Origin of the sequence: Pseudovibrio exalbescens DSM 16456, assembly GCF_000422785.1 — a bacterium.
GTDB lineage: Bacteria > Pseudomonadota > Alphaproteobacteria > Rhizobiales > Stappiaceae > Pseudovibrio > Pseudovibrio exalbescens.
On the sequence record NZ_KE383919.1, the window covers coordinates 367,267 to 389,450 of the forward strand.

Below are 22,184 nucleotides of genomic sequence, written 5' to 3' on the forward strand. Positions count from 1 at the left end.
GTTCGAGCGGGATAAAGATAGAGTGTACAGGGTTCAAGCCCGCTCGTCGTTTTTAGTTTTTGCGTATTCAGGCCAGAATGGATCAGGCTGTTGAAAGACGAACGTGATACCAGCGTTGAGCAGAATGTCACGGAAAATTCTGCTCATGGTAACCAGAACAGGCGGACCCCAAAGTCCCCACGGTCAACTCAAAGGGCGTTGAACGGGATCTCCCGTCGACTGCTGGCCACAGATGCGTGGCTGGACACGGCGCTTTGGCGGATTGGTGACGTGCTTGGCGGCAGCTGGCGCGCCTACTCCACGTTCATGCGCCGGTTCAGGGCACGCGGAATCTATCGCGGGTTGGCTGAAGTGGGATCGGAAGGCGCCACTTACCTTTTGGTGGGTCTGGTGGTGATGTTGGCCTTTGCCCAGCCGGCCTTCAAGGCCACGGAGGCCTCCGACTGGAAAACCACCGCCGACTTTTCTGTGACCTTTCTCGACCGGTATGGAAACGAGATCGGCAAACGCGGCATCCTCCTGAACGATAAAATCCCCCTTGAAGAACTTCCCGACCACCTCATCAAGGCAACGCTGGCCACCGAGGACAGACGCTTCTTCACGCACTTTGGAATCGACGTTGTGGGGACCATGCGTGCCATGGCAGCGAACGTGAAAGCACGGCGTGTGGTTCAAGGTGGGTCCTCCATCACGCAACAGCTCGCAAAAAACCTGTTTCTTTCAAACGAACGCACGCTCGAACGCAAAATCAAGGAAGCCTACCTCGCCTTGTGGCTCGAGGCGCGCCTGTCCAAGCAGGAAATCCTGAAGCTTTATCTGGACCGGGCCTACATGGGCGCGGGAACGTTTGGTGTCGCCGCTGCCTCTGAATTCTATTTTGGTAAGGATGTCAGAGAGATAAACCTGGCCGAGGCCGCCGTTCTGGCCGGGCTTTACAAGGCACCGTCGGCCATCGCCCCGCACAAGAACCTGCCAGCCGCCCGCGCACGCGCCAACGAAGTGCTCACCAACATGGTGGAGGCAGGCTTCATGACCGAAGGACAGGTTATTGCCGCCCGCCGCAACCCGGCCGTTGCCGTGGACCGAAGCAAGGAAGATGCGCCAGACCATTATCTTGATTGGGCTTTTCAGAATGTGCAGGACCTTGCCAAGCAGTTCCCGGAGCTGGGTGAGGACCGAATTGTTACCGTGCGCACCACGCTGGATCCAAACCTTCAAAAGCAGGCATCAAGCAGCGTTGAAAGCATCTTGCGCCAATATGGCGACCGCTATGGTGTTGAAGAAGCAGCTCTGGCAGCAGTTTCAACGACGGGTGCCGTGCGCGCCATGGTGGGGGGAAGAGATTACGACTCGAGCCAGTTCAACCGAGCTGCAGATGCCTTGCGCCAACCCGGGTCGGCCTTCAAGCCGTTCGTCTACATGGCTGCGTTCATGAACGGTTATTCCCCCGACAGTGTGGTGCCAGACGCCCCCATCTCCATCGGCGGTTGGAGCCCTCGAAACTATTCCCGCGGTTATTCGGGAGCGGTGACCTTGAAAACCGCTTTGACCCGTTCCATCAATACGATACCGGTGCGGCTGGCGCAAAACATCGGACGCGACAAGATTGCGAACGCTGCCTACATGATGGGCATTCAACACGAGTTGAAGATCACCCGAGCCATGCCCCTTGGCGTGTCAGAAGTTACCGTCATGGACATGGCCAGCTCCTATGCCACGCTGGCCACCGGTGGGCTCAAGGTTCAACCCTACGCCGTTGAAGAAATGCGCAACTCTGACGGGGATATCATCTATAGTCACGAGCGTGATGCGCCGCGCCCTCTGCGGGTTTTGCCGTTTGACAAGGTTGCCGAGCTCAATGACGTTCTAGTCAACGTTGTTGAACGCGGAACCGGACGCCGCGCCCGATTGGAAGGCATCACTGCTGCCGGCAAAACGGGAACAACTCAGGCCTACAGGGATGCATGGTTTGTGGGCTACACGGGCAACATGTCAACCGCGGTCTGGTTTGGCAACGACGACTTTTCCTCCACCCGCCGTATGACAGGCGGCTCCCTGCCCGCCATGACCTGGGGCAGTTTCATGGGGTATGCGCACAAGGATGTTACCCTAAAGCCCATGCCCGGCGTCGACCCGCCGGACTTTCAGGCGCAAACTCAGCTTCTGGCGTCGCAGGACAACGAGGACAACCAGACCCCCGAGGTGCTGAATGCAAAGTCACAGCGTGTTCTTGAGGCTTTGCACCAACGTCTCGAAAGCCTGCATGAGGCCCCCTCGCAGGTCTCAGGGTTGCAGCAAGTACAAGCCGCCCGAACCGTTGGTGAACAGGCCGTTGTGACCAGATGACATCCATGCCCAAAATGCCGTCGCTGGCGCTGTTGAAGCAGCCGCAGCCCACTTACTATGACCCGGAGACCAGTTGGCAAAAGCCCTGGCCACGGGTATCTCGTCTCTTGTTCAAGGCGCCGTTCATTTCGTTCGGGCCGTTCCTGCTGTTCCTGATGATTGCAGTGGGCATCGGCGTTGGCTCAGCTTACATGGCGCTCACCAAGTCTTCCCCCTTCGAAGCCCTGCAAAGCGGCGTCTGGGTAGCCCACCCAAAAGCCGGGACCGATCAGGCGGATCCTTACAGCGCGGCGATCTTCGCCCGCACCCTGCGTATCCCCATGGGCAGCGGCGAGGGCCTCGCGTTCTATGCAGTCGTGGATGATCGCGGGCAGTTGCTCGATCCTTCCTGTACCTACACGATCTCCGGCAAGACGCCTCCGGCGCGACTGTGGACCCTGACTGCCGTTGATCAGCAGTTGGAACTGCTGGCAACCGACGCCGGACGCAGTTATCTGACCAGTGAGGATGTGTTGCGTTCCTCCGACGGCCGGTTTGAAATTGTGGCCTCGCGCAAGGCACGTCCGGGCAATTGGCTTCCAACCGGTCTTGGCGGTGGGCTTGTCTTTGCATTGCGGCTTTATGATACACCGCTGACCACGGGCGCTGGCATCGCTGACCCGGTCATGCCCTCGATCATTCGGGGGGATTGCCAGTGACCTATACCCATCGTGTCTTGAAAGAACTCAAGAGCCCGCGCTGGTATCTGTGGGGCCTTGCCGGACTTCTGGTCGGGGGGATAATCCATATCATCATCGTTCTGTCCGTTCCCGCACAGGTGCCTTTCAACCTGTTCGACAAGGTTGGCCAGTTCGGCCCCGACAGGGAATTTCACATTCTTCCACCGGTCCTGCCCCGCACCGAACCGCTGGCGGATCTTGATCCAACCATGCGTCATGCAATTTGCCGCTATCATCTGGACCAAGGCCCCGTGCTGATGCGAACCGGCATTGCTTCGCCGTTCTGGTCCATTGCGTTGTTCAATCGCGAAGGACAAACCATCTACAGCCTCAATGACCGCACTGCCGATCGGGGGGAAATCTCCATGTTGGTGATTACCCGCGAGCAGCTCGCAATCCTTCGCGAAAATCCGCCAGCCGAACTTGAGGAGATGATCATCATCGAGACCGAGGAACTGGAAGGTTTTGCGCTGGTTCGCGCGTTCGTCCCCGGTGCGGCCTACGAACCACGGGTCATGGAAGGCCTGGCTCAAGCGGAATGCACCTCCCGCATCAGCAGCATCTGAGTGGTGTGGGGTAGCGTGAGAGGCGGGGTGCCACCAAAGCCCCTCGCCACAAGAGCAAGATTTGCTATCCCACCGCGTTTTGGAGAGGCTTGAAATCCCTGCTATTTTTGTGGCGGCGGAGACTCTTGTCCCCACCCTTGAAGAATACGCGACTTCAAGGGGCCTTCGGCGACCACCTCCTGCCCCTGCTCCAGCCCGCAGTCTTCAAATAGCATGATGTATTCCTGCGTCAGGGCGTTGTAGGCGTGATTTGCCGACCAGATCTTTTCCTTGGACGGTGTTTCCAGTTCCAGCGTGTTCTTGGCATGACGGTACGCCTTCAACCTTATGGTGGCCATACCAAGGACCCAGCGCGTCACATCGTCGTTTTCTTCCAGACGGGCATAAACCCCTGCCACATCATCCGACGTCGGCGCCGGCCGGCGCTCCAAGGCCAACCGCCTTTCCTTATCTGCCGCTGCCACTCGGCGGGCAATTTCGCAATAAGGGGCTATCAGGGTGCGATCGCTTTCCATATCCCGGACAATCCGGTTGTACCGTGTTTCACTGGAGCGGTACTTCTCGGACCGCAGCACTTCGTAATACTTTTCAGGGTCAATCCAGAGGTACTTTTCCGGCAAGATGCCGGTTCGGCGCAGTTCTGTCGTGGTGATGCCAATCCAGTCCGACGAGCTCGGTGGTGCAATCAATGCCCACGCGCGATTGCGCAGTTCCTTTTCGTCATCGGTGAGATTGAAGGTCGAGACAGTTTGCTGGGTGGTGTACCGCAATGCTTTACCAAAATCGGGCAGCAAATTGTCATGAAGCTCAGAGGGTTCTGCCCGTCCGAAATCACCTGTGGGTCGCGTGCAAGCTGACACGGCGGCCAACCCCAAAATGCCAAGCACAAGCACAGGACGTTTCCGCCCGATGGCACAGCGCGTCGCGGCGATGCTTTTTTTCGTTTGTGTGCCCCGCGTCAAAGACATGTATCAAGGCCCTGCCCCACTGGGGTGGCCGCCTTAGAGATCCTCATGATCCCTGCGCTTAAGGGCCCCACCCTCTGTCATGTGAGGGATCGTCCCGATTCTCGGCGGCAAATCAAGTCCCCAACGTTCCTGCCGAACACCCGTGAACAGATGAATTTCGGCAGGGCCTACCGGCTTGTCTGCGGGTTTGCGCTCACAGAACCGCTGCCTGCGCGCGCGTGCTGCATAAAAGTCATACACTGTGCCCATGAGAGTTTTCCTTTCCTACTCGCAAAACACGTGACGCTTACCCTGAGACATTTCATTTAAAGACGATCACGGTTAATCGCCTATAAATAAATTACCCCTAATTCTATACGGGCATTTTCCGCTGAGGCTATACGCGTTGCCTCTGATATTTTTGATACTCAGTACTGCGTAGATCAGATCATGAAAGCGAAAAGTCCTCGTCGGTCGACAGAAACAATTCCCTCTCAGAGCCTTTCCGCGGTGCTTCTGGACGCAACTGAAGCGTTTGTCGGCAGCCTGCGCAAGGACGCTGAAGAGCGGAAGATGTATCGCGATCTCGCACGCGAATATCTCCCCTACACCGATATTTCCTCGCGATATCAGGTTGCTGAGCTGCTTGTAGGCTGCTCCAAAGCACCAACGGAACTCCTGGAATCTCTAGGCCGCGACGCGGATCCGGATGTGAGTAGTCTGACACTCCAATACAGCGACGGGCTTAGCGAGGCCTACCTGTTGGCGGCCGTCGACAATGGCCCGCAGCATCGGCGTGATGCCATCTCCAAACGGCTGGATCTCCCCAAATCGGTACTCGCGGCACTTTTATCACAGCAGGCTGACGCCACCCTGACCAGTTTTAAAGCTGGCCCCAGCGTCCCGCCAACCAGCCTACCACCTCAGACCGCCGAAGCTCCAGAAGAGGGAAAACGGCTCGATGCGTTCCTTTCTCAATCGGATTCGGAACGCATGGCAAGCCTTCAGAAGTTCGAGGCCGAGGCACGCGAAGCAGACATGTTCAGTCCGGAGGGACGCATAACTGCCGGGCGCCTTGCCAGTGCGGATCAACGCGGCTTGACCCTTGATGTGATTACAAGAGGTGTCGACGGGCTTAGCGCCTTCCTGCAAGACCACACCTCGCTTTCACAAAACGCAGTCGACAAGATCATTCAGGACCAAAGTGGCTATGGCTTGTTGGTGGCCCTCAAATCGCTTGGGTTAAATCGCACATTCTGCGGTTGGATTCTGGTTCATCACCTCGGTCGAACCCTATCACTTGATGCAGTTCGCAAGCGGCTCGCCTATTATGACATGTTCTGTCCTCATGCAGCCTTGCTGATGGTTGAAAGCTGGGTATCGGCGCCGGCGCCGCAAAAGCGGATAAAACACCATGCCATGTACATGGATACGCCGGGCGTTCGAGAAAACGTTCTGGGCCGGCTGCGCAGAGCTCGGACTCGACATGGAAACGGACAGCCGGAAAAAGCCAGCGCCGTTCACTGATCTTCCGTCAAACATCAAGATGGGATGGCACTCGAGGCAGGCTTTATTGATCCTGTGAGACAACGTTCGACAGGAACGACCGGCCCTCTTTGTCCTCGACTTCGACGTGCCAATAGTCTTCGTCGAATCGACCCTCTTTTTCGAGGCGCGCAAGCACTTCCAACCTGTCTACATCCGAGAGAATTTTCTCAAACTCCCGGTCTACCGGCTTGCGCTCATCGAAAAAACTCTGGGGGGCGGGCCCGTACAAATCGTAGGAGCCATTCAACTTGTCGACCGACACAAAAATGGCACCAGCTTCTGCAGCGCCCCTCTTGAGGATGCCGGCGAAAGCCTCCTGTGCAAAACACTGGCGAATATAGGCACCAACCCAGAACTCAGAGGTTACGCGCATGAAGGTGATCTCCTGCGTTTCGGATCTACTCTCATGCTAAAGGATTTGCATGCCACTTATTTTTTCCAGTTCCTTGACCAAGGATTCGCGCAGCTGACCTGTAACTTCCAGCCCTCGATCCCGCTCGAACTGTTTTACAGCCGCAGTCGTTTGCCCCCCGAGCACCCCATCAACAGCCAGTGGGCCATACCCCAGGTCGGCCAGGACCTGCTGCACCGCCTGAACCTTGGTTTCGGAAGCCGCAATATGACCGGATTCTGAAGGAATGGGCTGGCTGGCCGAGGACACACGTTGCAGACGTGGCTTGGGAATGGAAACCGTGGCGGCCTGCACTGGGCCGCTATCCATGGTCAAGCGTGCAAGCAGGCGCGGTGTCACCTTACCAGTCTCAGGCATGCCGCGAGCGCGCTCGTATGCACGCACAGCTCGCTGGGTGGCTGGGCCTTCCAAGCCGTCCACAGAACCGGGGTATACCTGAAGTCGGCGCAACTCTCGTTGTACGTCACGCACCAGCGCAACGTGTTCAAGTTGGCGCGGATCCGCAGTAGTGGCCGTCAACTGGCTTTGGGTAACGTCTCTGGTTGCAAATAGGGGCGCCGGATGCTGGCCTTCTTGAAAAATCAAGGCATTGCCGATGATCAATGAGCCGGTAATGCCCATGAGTATTGCGGTGGAGGTGACGAAAGACCGGCTGCTGCGCGCACCAACAGCCTCCTCGTCGCCTACCAGCGAATACTCGTAGTGAGCCTCCGGCTCCTCGTAGGGCTCTTCATGGGTGCGTGCTGGCTTTCTACGCGCCATCTACTCAATACTCCACTCACGCGACACATCTTTCAGGCAATGACTGTGGCTCGTGGGAGCGATGGGAAGATCCTGAAGCATTTGCAGGAAGCCGCACCACAACGCTGGTTCCCTGCCCGATCCGACTCGTGATCTGAAACTGCCCCCCTTGGCGCTCAGTCAATTTTTTGGCTAGCGCCAAGCCCAGTCCATTACCTTTGTTTGCCACAAGCTTAGCGGAGCGAGCCTGAACAAATGGTTCACACACATGTGGCAGGTCCGCTGCATCAATTCCAATGCCTGTGTCAGCCACCTCGATACAAACATCATCAGGCGTTCGTGTGGCAGAAACCGTAACTGTGCCCCCTTGATCTGTGAATTTGACAGCATTGGTCAAAAGGTTTGTGAAAATCTGGCGTACGGCGGTTTGATCCGCTGCGAGTGAACCGATCGACTCATCCAGCTGTAATCGCAAATCGATTCGTTCCTGTTCAGCAGATTGACGGACCAATGCGAGGCACTCATCGAGACAGGACTGAATGTCGAAGTCCGACACTTCAAATGTTGTTGCATCTGCGTCCAAGGCGGCCAGTTCCAATGTGGATTCCGTTACCTTTGCCATATGGCGCCCAGTTGCCGCGATCAGTTCCAGATACTCGTGCCGTGTTTCGGGCGAAATGCTGTAGTTGTTTGCATTGAGCAGCAATTCAGAGAACCCGACGATGGCGTTCAACGGCGTTTTGATTTCGTGGCAGGCCAAAGCAATGTTGTGATTTCGCGAGGACAGTGCGGCGCGCGCGCGATCAAGTTCTTCCTCAAGATCAGAAAGACGATCACTGAACTCCGACAGATCCCGGAAGAATGCCAGTTGGGCTGCATCTGGGCAGTCCGGCATCTCGCATCCCATCTTGTGGAACTCAACATGATAAAGCCGTGCTTTATCATCCGCGTCTACCAAACGGATCTGAACGCTTTGGGGCCTTCCAGTAGCAGTATTCTCGCTTTGCGCCTTCAAGAAGGCCGGACGATCCTGCGGAAGCAGACGATTGAACAACCCGCGCGTGGTTACCGCACCCTGCTGCCATTTCAAGACCTTAGCAAAGCTGGCACAGGTGTAGCGAATATCACCATCCTGCGAGAAATAGCAGCATGCTTCTCGTGTCCGGCTCATTTGCACGGCTTGCACGCTTTGAATCCGATCTAACTCGGCTTCCATCTGCCTTTGAGCCATGAAAACTCGAAGGCCCACAAGAACAGCCTGAGAAAACAACATGAGCTCAGCTACAATCGCACCAGCGGACGCACTTCCAGGCGGGAGAAACGTGCCCGATACCATCGGTAGTGCCAGTGCTCCGCCCATGCCTGTGGCAGCCAATGCAAGACACGACGGGATGACCCAGCTCCATCGCCTCATCAGTGGCTCGACAAGACCGAGCGCCAACAAGAACGCCGCAACTGCTGGCGAAATACCAGCAACAAGGGAGCCAACACACACAATCAGCGCTAAAAGACCCGTGGATGCTACCTGAGTGATCGCCTCAGAACCGGTGCGCGACAAAAGGACCAACAAACCCAGATGAGAGATTAACCAGCCAAGCCAAACCCACGTCTGCGGCGCCACGTTCTGAAGGTCGAGAATCAGAAACGGAAACGCGGCCAAGACCACCAAACCGGCTGCCAGGCAAGAGACGGTCCACGCCCGCTGACGGATGAGGCGGCGCTGACTTGTCAGGGCACCGGGATGCAACAATCCATCTAAGCAACTGATAAACAATGAAGAACCCTGCGGTTTACTCACTACACTCCACGGCCGCAGAAACACCACGACTCCCCCCGGCTCTCAGAGCCAACGCTAGATAACCCTATGCCGTTTAAGGAAGGTTGAACCTTTCTTCCGAAAGCGCACTGTTTAAATTAACTGTTGCTTATCCAAGCAACTCATCACCAGCTTCGCTCACTTAAGTAAAAGTTTAGTCAATGTGTATAGGGTTTCGAGGGACAAATGCTTTAATTTTTAGAGATCAGCTCAACAGCTTGTTGGGAGCAACACGATAATCAGGAGATCTGCGGGGTTTAAAGACACTGTCAGATCTTCAACGCTGCATGTGCTCTGGGTATTGCCATGTCCTTCATTGTGCGATCAGTTTTCTGGATTTCGCTTGTCTTGCTTTTGTTGCCGATTGGCACAGGCGAAGGCAACGAAGCGCCAACCATAGGGTTGATTGAAGCCTACAAGGCTGCGCATGCGACCATTTCGGATCTTTCAGGTTTTTGCGAACGCAATCCGGAAACCTGTGAGACGGGTGGTTCAGTGATGACGCTGGTCGCACTCAAGGCGAAACAGGCGGCGTTGATGGCTGCCTCCTACGTGACCGAGGAAGAGCCATCCTCCCTGCCCGAAACCGGGATTGGCGAGCAAGTTGATCCAATTGCAGGACCTGTAGACACCTTGCCGGCTGAAGCGGCTGGCGAGCCGGACACCATCGCCACTCGCACACAATCCCGAAAAGGTATTGGGAGCGCCGGCCAGACCAACGCAGTACCTGAAGGAACCCTCACCCAGGAAGACCTTGAAATTCCTTGGCGTCTTGCTCAGGCTGCAGTGGAGTCCGGCGCGTTGGAAAGCCTGCGAGAAAGCGCCATGGCCGCTGCCGGGAAAGTCTCCACCGCCGCCACGTCCACATCCCCCTCTGCCGAGCATGAAGATGGCGCGACGAGTATGGGTGCAACCATTCCCGCAGATCCCGCCCTTGCCCCACTTATACCCCTTCCTCAGCCCAAACCGATGGGCCTTTAGACAAACACCTTCTTGTACGTGGTTGACATGCCTACGAGGATCGCTATGTGGCCCTAACAGCAGGGCAGTGCTTGCGATCGCGTACCAGTGTCATTAGAAAGACAACAAACTACATTCAAGAGAGACAAACTATGGCAAGTTCCATTGACGAAATACTGGAAGGCTTTGAGTTCCTGGAAGATTGGGAGGATCGCTACAGGTACGTCATTGAACTTGGCCGGGAACTTGAGCCCCTTACGGATGCCGAGCGCACTGAAGAGAACAAGGTGCAGGGATGCGTCTCTCAGGTCTGGCTGGCCAAACATCTCGACAAGAACGCAGCGGACAAGCCTGTGCTGACCTACAAGGGCGATAGCGATGCCCACATTGTACGTGGTCTGGTGGCTATTGTTCTGGCTCAGTATTCAGGGCGTACTGCAGATTTCATTGCCAATGATGATATTGATCAGGTTTTTGACAAGATTGGGCTGAAGGAACATCTCACCCCTCAACGCTCGAACGGCTTGCGGTCCATGGTCCAGCGCATCAAGGAAGACGCCCGTCAGGCCCTGGAAGCAGCTTGACTCAGGCGCTGCACTCGGCGGGCCGATTTCAGCTCGCCCGTGCACTTGGTCAAATCTACAATCTAAGTGGCACTATCGGCGCTGACCCCATGGCAGCGCCGTTTTTGGTCAGAGGCACCGACGCTCATACCATAGTGCCGAGCCAAGCTTGACAATCCGAGGGACAACACAACTCGCGCGGTCCGCGCTGGCCACTGCCGCTCGAATTCGACCTGCTGAAGCCCTTTGCCAAAGCAACATATATCGACAACCACTCCTGAAAGCTCAGGCCCTATCGCGGCCAACGCTTGCTCTGTGCGCCGCCGTGCGGAAAGCGCCGCGCTCGTGAGATCCTTTTCCTGACCTGCCCCACCACCCACGTTTTGTGTACGCCAGTTTGATCTGAGAGATCTGGTCAACTGTCCAAACTCATAGTCCGCTTGAAGGGTTTCGCCAGCCACCACCTGTTCGCGAGACAAGAGCGGCGCACCATCAGGGTTCTGGCGTCCTGCCAACCAACCCAGCGGCCCTTTTTTGGACGCTTCCTCTGAAGGCACGGAGGCCCGCGAGCGGTCAGACCCTTCAATTACCTGACCAGCACCGGCTCGCGACAACGGATGCGGCGCCTCCAAGAGCCCCTCGCTCAATGCCTTTTTCAAAACACGGCGCCCCAAGGCCGTGAGTTTTAACGACGCTCTACAGTCGTCAATATATCCTTGCGCCCGCGCACTTCGCAGCAGGTTCATGTCCAAGGCTGGATCAGATGCCTTCAGCGATGCTTGGGAGGCGCCCGCACGGCGTAAAAGTCGGATCATGGGTTGGGTAAGCTCAGTCATGACACTGCCCCCGCCGCGGCATGAGGCATGTTCGTGCTTTCCAGCACATCCCGCATGGCAAATTGGCCCGCGCGCGCCCGCTGAGTAAATCGTTCGAGTTCGCTGATCTGACGATCAAATGCCGGATTGTCGCGCAAGTCCTCAACGACCCGGCAGGCGTGAGCTGCTGTTGTGCGATCACGGTCGAAAGCAGCCCCTGCACGAGCCAAAGTCATTCCAAGTGCAACATGCAGAAGATACATCGACACTTGCCGAGCAAGCGCGACATTGGCCATTCCTCGTGTGGGACTGTGCAGGTATTCCGGATTGACCCCAAAGGCCAGAGCGACCCGCCCGGTTACGACCCACGCAAGAGCGTCACTCGGCTTGTGCCCTTTTCGATCTGGCGGACGCATCGCACAAGGCGCAGTGGCGCTGCCGGATATCTTACTGTTCTGACCTGTTTTGAACATGTCTGCACCTCGCATCCAAGCACAAGAAAAAGCTCATGTATTTCCTGATGATTGGGTGCTCAGGAGCAGAGGGGGATAAGTATCCGCAACAGATCTATCTCAACGGAACCTTCACGTTTATCATTAATAGAAATCCACATCTCTAATAGTTATGCGCATAATCATACAAGTCTATTCAACAAGGGAGGACCCAGGCCCAGAATCAAAATGCTGTTTGTTATTACAAAGGAATTATGAGGGAGGATAAGTTGTTTGACGGCCAATCACACCAGTGCAAAATTCGTAAAGCGGCATCGGCCTATGACGGCGAACAAAAACGCGGTCGCCAAGGGCACTGGACATATGACGCCAATCGCCTCATCGCCCAACACCTGAACTTTCGGCGTTCAATCTTCAGCTATCTGACAACAAAAAAACCGCCAGCTCCGTGAAGAACTGGCGGCTTTCCTTATCCCTGGGGGATATCTTATTACTTGGTGCGCTTGCGCTGCTGCCCAAGGCCCATCTTCTTGGCCAGCTCAGACCGGGCTGCCGCATAGTGCGGTGCAACCATTGGATAGTCTGAAGGCAGGCCCCACTTCTCGCGGTATTCTTCCGGTGTCATGTCATAGTGCGTGCGCAGGTGACGCTTCAGCGACTTGAACTTCTTACCATCTTCAAGACAGATGATGTAATCGTTCGTGACCGACTTCTTGATCGGCACAGCTGGCTTAAGCGGTTCAGGCTCTGGCTCTGTGATAGCGCCGCTGGTCTTCTGCAATGCAACGTACACATCGGTGATCAACACAGGCAGATCCGCGGACGCAACAGTGTTATTGCTGACATAGGCAGACACGATGTCCGCCGTCAGTTCAATCAAGTTATTATCTGCTGGGATCTCGCTCATTTCTCACCCGTTATCTTACGAAAATCGATTTTAATCTCTTTACACCGCGATACTGTATTTAAGTGAAATCGTCCGCATGCACAGCATACTTCAGGCGATCTTTACAATACAGATGATTCAACTCGGCGTAAAACCATGGTGGCCATTTATAGAGATCGCCTTACCTTTTCTCAAGAAAAAAAAGCAGCCTTTTTCTTGGTTACTAAGCTTTTTTTCTGGAAAGATGCAGAGGCAACTTGTCTAGCCGCACTAATTGCCCTGATGTAGGGAAGTAATTATGGCAAGCTGCCACATTCTCACAAGCCCAGATTTGACGCTGGGGCACATATAAGCCGCCGCGCCGTGCGGAAACGACAAATAAAAACAGCGCCGCAACCTGAAACATCAAGTCGCGGCGCTCTAATTCCGTTAAGTTTTTCGCAAAACTACCGTTACGCGGTGGTCAACCGGCGTTGTCACTCCCCGGTTGCGGGGGCACGCGTGGGTCCATGATCGTGTCCTGGGTTGGTCGATAACCCACGGCATAAGCAGCCCGCGCTATCAGATGCGCCGCAACCGGTGCCGTCAGGATAAAGAAACAGAACCCGGCAAATGCGCGGGCAAACACCCCAAGATCAATCGCATAAATCCCAAGGCCCAACAGCATGAGCCCAGAACCAAGCGTTCCCGCTTTCGAGGCGGCATGCATGCGCTGATAAACGTCTTTCAGACGCAGCAATCCCATTGCAGCAGCAAAAGCGAAGATGGAGCCAGAAATCAGCAACAGGCCCACCAGAATGTCGTGAAGAGCCATCATGATTTCGTGTCCTCCTTAATGTACATGTCCTCCTTGACGTAGTAGACGCCGACCTCATCCTCGATCGCCGGGTCATGAACTCGACCGCGGTTGAGAACAAATCTTGCGAAAGCCACGGTTGCCAGGAAGCCTACCAGCCCCAGCGCCAGTGCAATGTCCACGTACAAAACATATTGCGAACGCACACCCACAGCCGCCATCAAACCAATGGCAACGGCCACAAGCAGATCAAGCCCTACGATCCGGTCTGGCAAACCCGGCCCCTTGATGATGCGGTAGACGATCAAGAGAAACGTAACCGACAGGACTGCCAGTGCAAAGTGAACGGAAAACCACAGGAAGGTGGAGGCAAATTGCTCAAATGTCATCTGAAGCACTCCATGATCTGTCGTTCAAACCCTTCCTTGATATCGCGAATTGTCTCATCAGGATCCGGTACATCAAGGCAGTGAATGAACAGGGTTTTGCGGTCGTCCGAAACATCCATGGACAGGGTCCCGGGCGTGAGCGTGATCATGTTGGCCAGCAGGGTGATTTCATTGTCTCGTGTCACCGTGAGCGGCAGCGCGATAATGCCCGGCCGCAACTTCATGTTCGGTGACATGACGATGCACAGCACCCGCCAGGATGACATCACGACTTCACGAAGGAAGCTGTAGGCCAGCATCAACATTCGCGAGGAACGGCCTGCGTATTGCTGAAACGGTACCTGCTCGCGGATCACGTAGAGCGCAATCGACGATAGCAGGAAACCGAACACCAAGTTGAGCGCATCAAAGGAGCCCGAGACAGCGCCCCAGACAATCGCCATCAGCAGATTGATCAGAAAGAGCTTACTTTTCATGGCCAAACTCCAAAGACAGACTGGACATAGGCATTCGGGTCAACAAGCGATGCGGCACCCTTGCTGACTATGGCCATGACCCCTTCCGGGAAGACCCCAACAAGAATGATGATGGCTGTCAGCGCCCCCAGCGACAAGGTTATATTGGCAGGTAGCGAAACGGCATTCGCAGCCACGGAGCCATCTGCCTGCGGCACAAGCGTGCCATCCTCAGTGCCTTCCGGCCCTCCGCGCCAAAAGCAGAAGATCCAGAACCGACCGATTGCAATGGCGGTAAGCACACCCGTGACCAGAATGGACGCAGCCACAAGGCCCCTGCCATCGGCCAGAGCGCCTTCTACCAGCATCACTTTGGGCCAGAACCCGGAGAACGGAGGCAAACCTGCAACGGCAAGCAGCAAGACAAGGGCACACCCGGCCGTGAGCGGACTTTTGGTGTAGAGTCCACCAAGCTCGCGCATGGAGAACGAGCCGCCGATGTTGAACATCAAGCCCGCGAGGAAGTAGAGCGCGGTCATGCACAAGATGGAGTGCGCTGCATAGAAGATCGCCCCGGCAACCGCGATTTGATTGCCAACAGCCAGACCCGCAAGCATGGAGCCAATGCCCGAGATGACCAGATAGCCGATCATCCGGCGAATGTCGGTCTGAGCAAGGGCACCAAAAACGCCGGAGAGCATGGTTATGATAGCGACAAATCCGATGAAGCTGCCCATCCACTCACGTGTTTCAGGCATCAGCATCAGCACAACCCGCAGCAGAGCGTAGACGCCAACCTTTGTCAGCAAGCCGCCGAACACAGCAGAGACCACGATGCGGGGTGTATGGTAAGACGCCGGGAGCCAGAAGTTGACAGGAAACGCCGCCGCCTTCATGGCAAACGCGAGGAAATAGAGCGCGGCGATTCCGTAGATCGGCCCCTGCCCTTCCAGCTCGCTCACCTTGATGGCGATGTCGGCCATGTTCAAAGTTCCCACCAAGCCGTAAAGCAGGCCGGTGGCGATGAGGAACAAGGTCGTTGCCACAAAGTTGAGAACGGCATACTTCACACCGCCATCAATCTGGGCCTTATCGTTGCCCAGAATGATCATGCCCACCGACGCGATGAGGAGCACTTCAAACCACACATAGAGGTTGAAGATATCACCTGTCAGGAAGGCACCGGTCACACCGGTCAGCAACAGAATGAGGAACGGGAAGAAGCCGTAGCGCCGTTCCGAAGCCTCAATGGACCCGGTTGCATAAATCGCCGCGCACAAGGCGACGATTGAGGCTGCCAGGGCGAACAAGGCACCCATCGGGTCGGCGGTGAACGCGATCCCGAAAGGAGGCAGCCAGTTGCCCATGACAATGGTTACGACGCCATGCTGCAAGACGTGCGACAAGAGCGCGAGGTTGGAGACAACGACCAACGAGATGACGCCGATGGCGATCCATGGCTGTACCGCGGTTTTCTTGCGCAGCATGATGGCCACGGCTCCACCGGCCATGGTCAACAGCAACGGCAGCACAAGCAACCAGTCTGCGCCTTGCACTGGCTGGGTTACCATGGCGGCCGAGATATCTACTGTACTGGATGAAACTGCCATTGATTAGTACCCCAGCGGTGGCTTCTCTTCGCCTTTCGGCTCGGCCACGCGCATTTCAAGAACATCATCGGTTCCCAGCTCCTGATAGGCCCGATACCCGAGCACCAGAAAATACGCCAGAAACGAAAACGAAATCACGATCGCGGTCAGAACCAACGCCTGCGGCAGCGGGTTGGCCGTTTGCTCCAGAGGCAGATAACTGCCTTCCGGAATGAACGGCGGCACGCTGCGGGTCAGACGCCCGGACGTGAAAATGAGGAGGTTGACAGCGTTACCCAGGATGGCAATGCCCATGAGGACACGGACCAGCTTCTTGGAGAGCATCAGGTAGATTGACGCACTCATCAGCAGGCCGACAAGAATTGCGAAAACATATTCCATCAGTCCACATCCCTTTCTTCCAGAGACAGGGCAATGGAGGTGATCGCACCCACCACAACCAGATAGACGCCGATGTCAAACACCAACGGGGTACTCAGCTTCATTGTAGAGCCGAGAAAGTCGAAGATCAGCCACTGGCTGGTCATCGGTGCCTGCGCGAACAGATAGCTCGGCAACACCGACAGGACCGCGATGAAAAGACCGATCCCCGCAAGGCTCATGGGATGAACCACCATGGCACGACGCACGGCTGCAACACCGCAGGCGATGCCATAGATGGCAAAGGCGGATACGGCAATCAGACCGCCGATAAACCCTCCGCCCGGCTCATTGTGGCCCCGCAACAGCACGAAGATGGAAAACACCATCATCAATGCAGAAAGGTAAGGGGCGATTGTTCGGAAAATGACCGTATTCATTCTGCCGCCTCCTTAACAGGTTCCACCAGTTTCTCAGACTGACTCTTTTTCGGGCGCACCCGGATCAAGGCCAGCACGGACAAACCCGCTACCATCACAACGGCGATTTCGCCGATCGTATCAAAACCACGGAAATCAACCAGGATCACGTTCACCAGGTTGCGACCATGGGCGATGCTGTAGCTGTATTCGGTGAAAAACTGCGGCAAGGTGCTGTCGAATGGCAGACGTACGATCGTCATCAGCAACATGGCCACGCCGAGGCCCACCCCGCCGGCGATCACACCGTCAGTGACACGATCCTCTTTGGAACGAACGTCCTTCGGTTTGAGATCAAGACGGGTCATGACCAGTGCCAGGATCACCACAGACAGAGTTTCAACCATGAACTGCGTCAGTGACAGATCCGGTGCACCAAACAGCGTGTAGATCACGGCAACCGAGAAACCGGTAATACCCAATGACACAATGCCGGTGACGCGGTTTTTCGCCGTGATAACGGCATAAAGGCCGATCACTGCCAAAACGACAAAAGCCCATTCGAAATACGCAAGGTTCTCGAAGCCCACCATGGTTGGCCAGTTACCCGTCACCATCATCGGCACGAACAGCATTACAGCCACTGATGCAAACGAAAGCCGCATGTAGGTAACCATGGAACCGCCTTGAACCAGACGCGTAAAGCGGTCAGAGAACCTTACAACCAGCGTGATAAGCTGATCGAAGCCCTTGTCCGGTCCCCAACCGATGGTGGTCAGGATGCGATCCACGAGACCGCGCAGGTAGTCGATACGCAGAAACGCGAAAACACCCAGAGCAATGGTGATCACGGACATTGCCAACGCCATGTTCAGGTGGTGCGGCAACAGATAGAGTTCCTTGCCGTACGCGAGGCCACTGACTGCCGAAACCATTGGGTTCACGAACAGATAGCCCGCATACCCTGCCAACAGGCCCAGTGCCAAGCCGCTTAGCGCCAGTGTAATCGGCCCTGCCCAGAGAAGGATCGGACCTTCGTGCGCATGCTTGGGTGTCTCCACTTTTTCACCCAGGAATGGCTTGAGGGCCACGGCCATGGCCAGAGCAAACATCAACACGTTGCCGCACAGGGCCACCAACGCGATGACGAAGCCAGAACCAATGGTGTTCCAAGCGCCATCATACAGGACTTCCTTAGCCACAAATCCAATGAACGGCGGAAGACCGGCCATGGACAACGCAGCAAGAACAGCCGCAGCAAAGGTGATTGGCATTGCATTGCGCAAGCCACCCAGTTTGGTGATGTCTCGTGTGCCTGCTTCGTGATCAATGGTTCCTGCCATCATGAACAGAGAGCCTTTGAACAACGAGTGAGCAAGGAGGTAAATCACTGCCCCTTTGACTGCCACCGTATTCGGAGCACCTGTCAGCATGACCAGCAGCCCCAAAGAGGCCACCGTCGTGTAGGCCAGCATGAGCTTCAGGTCAGTCTGGCGAATGCCGATAATGACACCGGCCAGAAGTGTAATGCCCCCGAACAGCGGCAGAATAGTGGTCCACAACGCGGTATCACCCATGACTGGGTTCAAGCGCATGAGCAGGTACACACCAGCCTTCACCATGGTGGCGGAGTGCAGATATGCGGATACTGGTGTGGGGGCCTCCATGGCGTTCGGCAGCCAGAAATGGAAGGGGAACTGCGCCGACTTCGTGAAAGCACCCAGACAGATCAGGACGAAAATGGCTCCATAGAGGTTGCTGTCGCGCAGAACATCACCGGATGCCAGGACTTCGTTCATCTCCATTGAACCGCCGGCAATTCCGATCAGGATGAAGCCCGCCAGCAATGCCATCCCACCGGCACCAGTAACAACCAGAGCCTGAATGGCAGCCCGCCGGGACGCTGTGCGAAGATGGTCGAACCCGATCAGCAGGAAGGACGTGATCGAGGTCAACTCCCAGAAGATGAACAAGGTTATCAGGTTGTTCGCCAGAACAACCCCCAACATTGCCCCCATGAAGAGAAATAGGAAGGAAAAGAAGCTGCCTTGCTTGGGGTGACCTTTCAGATATCCCCCCGCATACAACACCACAAAGGTGCCAATGCCAGATATAAGCAACGCAAAAAGAGTTGATAGCCCATCTAGATAGATGGAGAAGGTGACGCCGTAGGAGGGCACCCACTCAAGTCCCAAAGCGTACGTCTGCCCGGACGCGACGCTAGAGACAAGCGAGAGCAAGTGCACGAAGATCAGCGCAGGAACCGCGGCGAGAACCCAAGCAGCGTTGTGTTTCAACTTCTGCGTGAGAACCGGCGCGAGCGCTGCGGCTACAAAGGGCGCGAGCATCGCCCAAAATGTGGCCTCCACACCAGAAAATGGCATTTAGCACTCCGTTATAGGCTAGTCATTAGTTCAAGCTGGTCAGTCGAATCGATACCAAAGCATACAATTCGGCAACCGAACTCATGACATAATGTGCCCATCCTAAAACGGCAAGTCGATTACGTTGGGTATATTCGATATGTCGCTATGCAATTTTCCATATTTGGTTTATTTCGTCGCACTTGGCCATGAACTTCTCTTAACCCACCCTTTATTTCTACATAGCGAGCACGATCGGAAATGAAACTGTTCATGGATGCCAAAGACTCTTTACACGAGAGACCTTAGGAAATTCATCAATTGACGTAATTTAAACGATGAATTTCAAAACAAATACTCAGAACCAGCAAAGCAGTTGAGGCTCTGAAGAACGCCACCAGCTTATTGTGATAAATTTGTTTGGCCGAATTACTAGCAGGGAAGCAGTGAGGTACGCGACAATTCCTTGAGACTCTTTTTGTTAGCTCCCGATCAATTCCCGTTTATTTCGGATTTCTGCGATAACAATATTTCGGTTCCTTCGCTCAATTCGAACAGATCAGATAAAAAGTGCTCAAATCCGGCGCATTATTGGGGCGCGCAGAAGATGCATTCCTATAAACCATAAACGCCTTGGGTGCATTTTCGCCCTCTGGCCCGCAAACCATCTCTTTTTCCGCGGTCATCCAATTGACATTTTGACACACCAATTTGTGATGATCTCCACTTATTGGGCGCCCAAGTTTTGTGGACAGTCTTCCTTTCCACGAGACAGATGCCCCTCGCAAAAAGGCAGATGGCACACTACCTTCGTCATATTCCGACTCGCGACGCCACGCAAAAACAACAAGCCCGCCATGCGAGTCGTCCTTAGCCACAGGAAACAATAAGGATTTCACTCTTGATCGACGCACCCCGCGCAGAAAAGAAAGACCACACTACTCTCCACCACGGCTTCGAGAAATCCGATCCCTACCACTGGCTGCGCGCCGACAACTGGCAGGAAGTCATGCATGACCCATCTGTGCTGGATGCGGATATTCGCAGCTATCTGGAGGCAGAGAACGCGTACACCACAGCTCAAATGGCCGACACAGAGGACTTGCAGAAAGTCCTTTTTGAAGAAATGAAGGGGCGCATCAAACAGGATGACAGCTCCGTTCCGGCGCCGGACGGCCCTTTTGCCTATGCGCTGAAGTATGTTGAAGGCGGCCAGCATCCAGTGTTCTACCGCGTGCCGAGAACCGAACCGGACGGACAACAAGAAATTCTGCTTGATGGCGACAAGGAAGCGGAGGGCAAAGCCTACTTCAAGTTGGCCAGCGCTACCCACTCTGATGACCACAAATGGTTAGGCTGGGCCTATGACGACAAGGGCTCGGAATACTTCACCTTGAAGTTCCGCGATCTGACGACGGGCAAGGATCAGGAAGAGGTGATCTCGAACACCTCCGGTGGATGCGTATGGTCCGCCGATGGGCGCTATGCGTTCTACGTGGAGATGGATGCCAACCACCGCCCGTCCAAACTGTATCGGCATGAACTGGGGACACCGCCCAGCACTGCAACCTTGGTTTATGAAGAAAAGGACGCCGGTTTCTTCATGAGCGTGGGCCGCACCCAGTCCGGGCGTTTCATTCTGATCGACATTCACGATCATGAAACCTCCGAGGTATGGCTGATCCCGGCCTCAGATCCGACTGCTCAGCCAACATTGATCGCAGCGCGCGAGACAGGCATTGAATACAGCGTAGAGGATCATGACGATCTACTGTACATCCTCACCAACGCTGGTGAAGCCGAAGACTTCAAACTGGTAACCGTACCTCTTGCAAAACAACTGGCAACCCCCGGGCGAGATCAATGGGCCGACTTGGTTCCCCATGTCCCAGGCTGCCTCATTCTCTCGTTCTGCACCTACAAGAACCATTTGGTTCGCCTCGAACGGTTCGAGGGTTTGCCGCGCCTTGTGGTACGCCAGCTTGCAGATGGCGCAGAACACATCATAGCCTTTGAAGAAGAGGCATACAGCCTTGGCTTTTCAGCGGGTTATGAGTTCGACACGACAACCATCCGGTTCACTTATTCGTCCATGACGACCCCTGCCCGCGTTTATGACTACGACCTGGAAAGCCGTGATCGGCGGTTGCGGAAGGAACAGGAGGTCCCCTCCGGACACACCCCTTCGGCCTATGTAACTCGCCGACTTCAAGCAACAGCGCCGGACGGCGCTCAGGTGCCTGTGACAGTACTATACAAACGTGACACGCCTTTGGATGGCACTGCCCCATGCCTTCTTTACGGTTACGGCTCCTACGGCATTTCAATTCCCGCAAGCTTCAACAGCAACGCGCTGTCGCTGGTCGACCGGGGCTACATCTATGCCATCGCTCATATTCGAGGCGGCAAGGACAAGGGGTTTGGCTGGTACAAGAATGGACGCCGAGAATTCAAGAAGAACACCTTCACCGACTTCATTGCGGCAAGCGAACATCTGGTCGAACAAAACTTTACCTCCCATGACCGCATCGTCGCGCAGGGAGGCTCTGCGGGCGGTATGCTGATGGGCGCGGTCGCGAACATGGCGCCCGATCATTTCAAGGGAATTATCGCGGAGGTGCCATTTGTGGATGTGTTGGCCACCATGCTGGATGAAACCCTGCCCCTGACACCACCTGAATGGCCTGAATGGGGCAATCCGGTCGCCGATCCCAATGCCTATCGCTATATCGCCAGCTATTCGCCAATCGATAATGTTGAAGCCAAGGACTATCCGGCAATCTTCGCACTCGGCGGCCTGACGGATCCTCGGGTGACTTACTGGGAGCCCGCCAAATGGGTTGCCACGTTGCGGGAAAAGAAAACGGACGGCAATCTCCTCATGCTCCGCACCAATATGGATGCAGGACATGGCGGCGCTTCTGGCCGATTTGACCGGCTGAAAGAAGTTGCGCTGGTTTATGCCTTCGCCCTAGGGCCTGTTGACAAAGTGGGTTCCCAAATCAGCTGAACTGTGATTCA

At 55.5% G+C, this 22,184-nt stretch carries 22 protein-coding genes; 7 read left to right on the forward strand and 15 right to left on the reverse strand.

The window, feature by feature from the left end; genetic code table 11:
- The first annotated feature begins 90 nt into the window (after nt 1-90).
- The 3 genes from G512_RS21830 to G512_RS0118565 are packed head-to-tail and all read left to right on the forward strand — an operon-like array spanning nt 91 to nt 3,631.
- A complete protein-coding gene (locus G512_RS21830) occupies nt 91-2,346 on the forward strand; it encodes a transglycosylase domain-containing protein (RefSeq protein WP_073833333.1) in 2,256 nt (751 codons plus the stop codon).
- 5 nt (nt 2,347-2,351) lie between these two features.
- Entirely contained in the window at nt 2,352-3,044 is a 693-nt protein-coding gene (locus tag G512_RS0118560; protein WP_208975069.1) for a DUF1214 domain-containing protein, read from the forward strand.
- Entirely contained in the window at nt 3,041-3,631 is a 591-nt protein-coding gene (locus tag G512_RS0118565) for a DUF1254 domain-containing protein (RefSeq protein ID WP_036490099.1), read from the forward strand. The genes G512_RS0118560 and G512_RS0118565 overlap by 4 nt, the downstream gene beginning before the upstream one ends.
- Before the next feature lie 101 nt (nt 3,632-3,732).
- Here the strand turns inward: G512_RS0118565 and G512_RS21835 are convergent, their stop codons facing one another.
- Together G512_RS21835 and G512_RS0118575 are read right to left on the reverse strand one after the other, a co-directional pair.
- Nucleotides 3,733-4,599, reverse strand: a complete 867-nt coding sequence (locus G512_RS21835; RefSeq protein WP_051269634.1) for a hypothetical protein — start codon at nt 4,597-4,599, stop codon at nt 3,733-3,735.
- Nucleotides 4,600-4,632: 33 nt separating this feature from the next.
- Nucleotides 4,633-4,848: a hypothetical protein gene (locus tag G512_RS0118575; protein ID WP_028483006.1), complete on the reverse strand. Its 216-nt coding sequence runs from the start codon at nt 4,846-4,848 to the stop codon at nt 4,633-4,635.
- 180 nt (nt 4,849-5,028) lie between these two features.
- Here G512_RS0118575 and G512_RS0118580 point away from each other — a divergent pair, with 180 nt between their 5' ends.
- A complete protein-coding gene (locus G512_RS0118580; protein WP_143181428.1) occupies nt 5,029-6,105 on the forward strand; it encodes a hypothetical protein in 1,077 nt (358 codons plus the stop codon).
- 43 nt (nt 6,106-6,148) lie between these two features.
- Here the strand turns inward: G512_RS0118580 and G512_RS0118585 are convergent, their stop codons facing one another.
- The 3 genes from G512_RS0118585 to G512_RS0118595 are packed head-to-tail and all read right to left on the reverse strand — an operon-like array spanning nt 6,149 to nt 9,077.
- The gene (locus G512_RS0118585; protein WP_028483008.1) at nt 6,149-6,499 is read right to left on the reverse strand and encodes a DUF1491 family protein; all 351 of its coding nucleotides are present in this window, start codon (nt 6,497-6,499) and stop codon (nt 6,149-6,151) included.
- Between the two features lie 36 nt (nt 6,500-6,535).
- The gene (locus tag G512_RS21840; RefSeq protein WP_051269637.1) at nt 6,536-7,300 is read right to left on the reverse strand and encodes a peptidoglycan-binding domain-containing protein; all 765 of its coding nucleotides are present in this window, start codon (nt 7,298-7,300) and stop codon (nt 6,536-6,538) included.
- A gap of 16 nt (nt 7,301-7,316) precedes the next feature.
- Nucleotides 7,317-9,077, reverse strand: a complete 1,761-nt coding sequence (locus tag G512_RS0118595; RefSeq protein WP_143181429.1) for a sensor histidine kinase — start codon at nt 9,075-9,077, stop codon at nt 7,317-7,319.
- A gap of 324 nt (nt 9,078-9,401) precedes the next feature.
- Between G512_RS0118595 and G512_RS22295 the strand changes: the two genes are divergently transcribed.
- Complete coding sequence (locus G512_RS22295) at nt 9,402-10,076, forward strand: DUF5330 domain-containing protein (protein WP_051269640.1); 675 nt, start codon at nt 9,402-9,404, stop codon at nt 10,074-10,076.
- Nucleotides 10,077-10,207: 131 nt separating this feature from the next.
- Nucleotides 10,208-10,639, forward strand: coding sequence for a SufE family protein (locus tag G512_RS0118605; RefSeq protein ID WP_028483010.1), 432 nt, complete (start codon nt 10,208-10,210; stop codon nt 10,637-10,639).
- A 62-nt stretch (nt 10,640-10,701) separates the two neighbouring features.
- On the opposite strand, the gene G512_RS21850 is transcribed toward G512_RS0118605, so the two are convergent.
- The 10 genes from G512_RS21850 to G512_RS0118670 all read right to left on the reverse strand — a co-directional run bounded on the left by G512_RS21850 (nt 10,702) and on the right by G512_RS0118670 (nt 19,184).
- The gene (locus G512_RS21850) at nt 10,702-11,454 is read right to left on the reverse strand and encodes a DUF6456 domain-containing protein (RefSeq protein ID WP_051269644.1); all 753 of its coding nucleotides are present in this window, start codon (nt 11,452-11,454) and stop codon (nt 10,702-10,704) included.
- A complete protein-coding gene (locus tag G512_RS21855) occupies nt 11,451-11,906 on the reverse strand; it encodes a helix-turn-helix domain-containing protein (protein ID WP_208975070.1) in 456 nt (151 codons plus the stop codon). Before G512_RS21855 ends, G512_RS21850 begins: the two co-directional genes overlap by 4 nt.
- 469 nt (nt 11,907-12,375) lie before the next feature.
- Nucleotides 12,376-12,792, reverse strand: a complete 417-nt coding sequence (locus G512_RS0118630) for a MucR family transcriptional regulator (RefSeq protein ID WP_028483012.1) — start codon at nt 12,790-12,792, stop codon at nt 12,376-12,378.
- Between the two features lie 442 nt (nt 12,793-13,234).
- Nucleotides 13,235-13,588 carry a monovalent cation/H(+) antiporter subunit G gene (mnhG, locus tag G512_RS0118640; protein ID WP_028483013.1) on the reverse strand — a complete coding sequence of 118 codons (354 nt, stop codon included), beginning with the start codon at nt 13,586-13,588 and terminating at the stop codon, nt 13,235-13,237.
- Nucleotides 13,585-13,956, reverse strand: coding sequence for a cation:proton antiporter (locus G512_RS0118645; protein ID WP_028483014.1), 372 nt, complete (start codon nt 13,954-13,956; stop codon nt 13,585-13,587). The genes mnhG and G512_RS0118645 overlap by 4 nt, the downstream gene beginning before the upstream one ends.
- Nucleotides 13,953-14,432, reverse strand: a complete 480-nt coding sequence (locus tag G512_RS0118650) for a Na+/H+ antiporter subunit E (protein WP_036490102.1) — start codon at nt 14,430-14,432, stop codon at nt 13,953-13,955. Before G512_RS0118650 ends, G512_RS0118645 begins: the two co-directional genes overlap by 4 nt.
- Entirely contained in the window at nt 14,429-16,021 is a 1,593-nt protein-coding gene (locus G512_RS0118655) for a Na+/H+ antiporter subunit D (protein WP_028483016.1), read from the reverse strand. The genes G512_RS0118650 and G512_RS0118655 overlap by 4 nt, the downstream gene beginning before the upstream one ends.
- A 3-nt stretch (nt 16,022-16,024) precedes the next feature.
- On the reverse strand, nt 16,025-16,402 hold the full coding sequence (locus tag G512_RS0118660) for a Na+/H+ antiporter subunit C (RefSeq protein ID WP_028483017.1): 378 nt from the start codon (nt 16,400-16,402) through the stop codon (nt 16,025-16,027).
- On the reverse strand, nt 16,402-16,821 hold the full coding sequence (locus G512_RS0118665) for a Na+/H+ antiporter subunit B (protein WP_028483018.1): 420 nt from the start codon (nt 16,819-16,821) through the stop codon (nt 16,402-16,404). Before G512_RS0118665 ends, G512_RS0118660 begins: the two co-directional genes overlap by 1 nt.
- Complete coding sequence (locus tag G512_RS0118670; RefSeq protein ID WP_028483019.1) at nt 16,818-19,184, reverse strand: putative monovalent cation/H+ antiporter subunit A; 2,367 nt, start codon at nt 19,182-19,184, stop codon at nt 16,818-16,820. The genes G512_RS0118665 and G512_RS0118670 overlap by 4 nt, the downstream gene beginning before the upstream one ends.
- Nucleotides 19,185-20,067: 883 nt before the next feature.
- Here G512_RS0118670 and G512_RS21860 point away from each other — a divergent pair.
- Nucleotides 20,068-22,173: a S9 family peptidase gene (locus tag G512_RS21860; RefSeq protein ID WP_036490271.1), complete on the forward strand. Its 2,106-nt coding sequence runs from the start codon at nt 20,068-20,070 to the stop codon at nt 22,171-22,173.
- Nucleotides 22,174-22,184 lie beyond the last annotated feature (11 nt).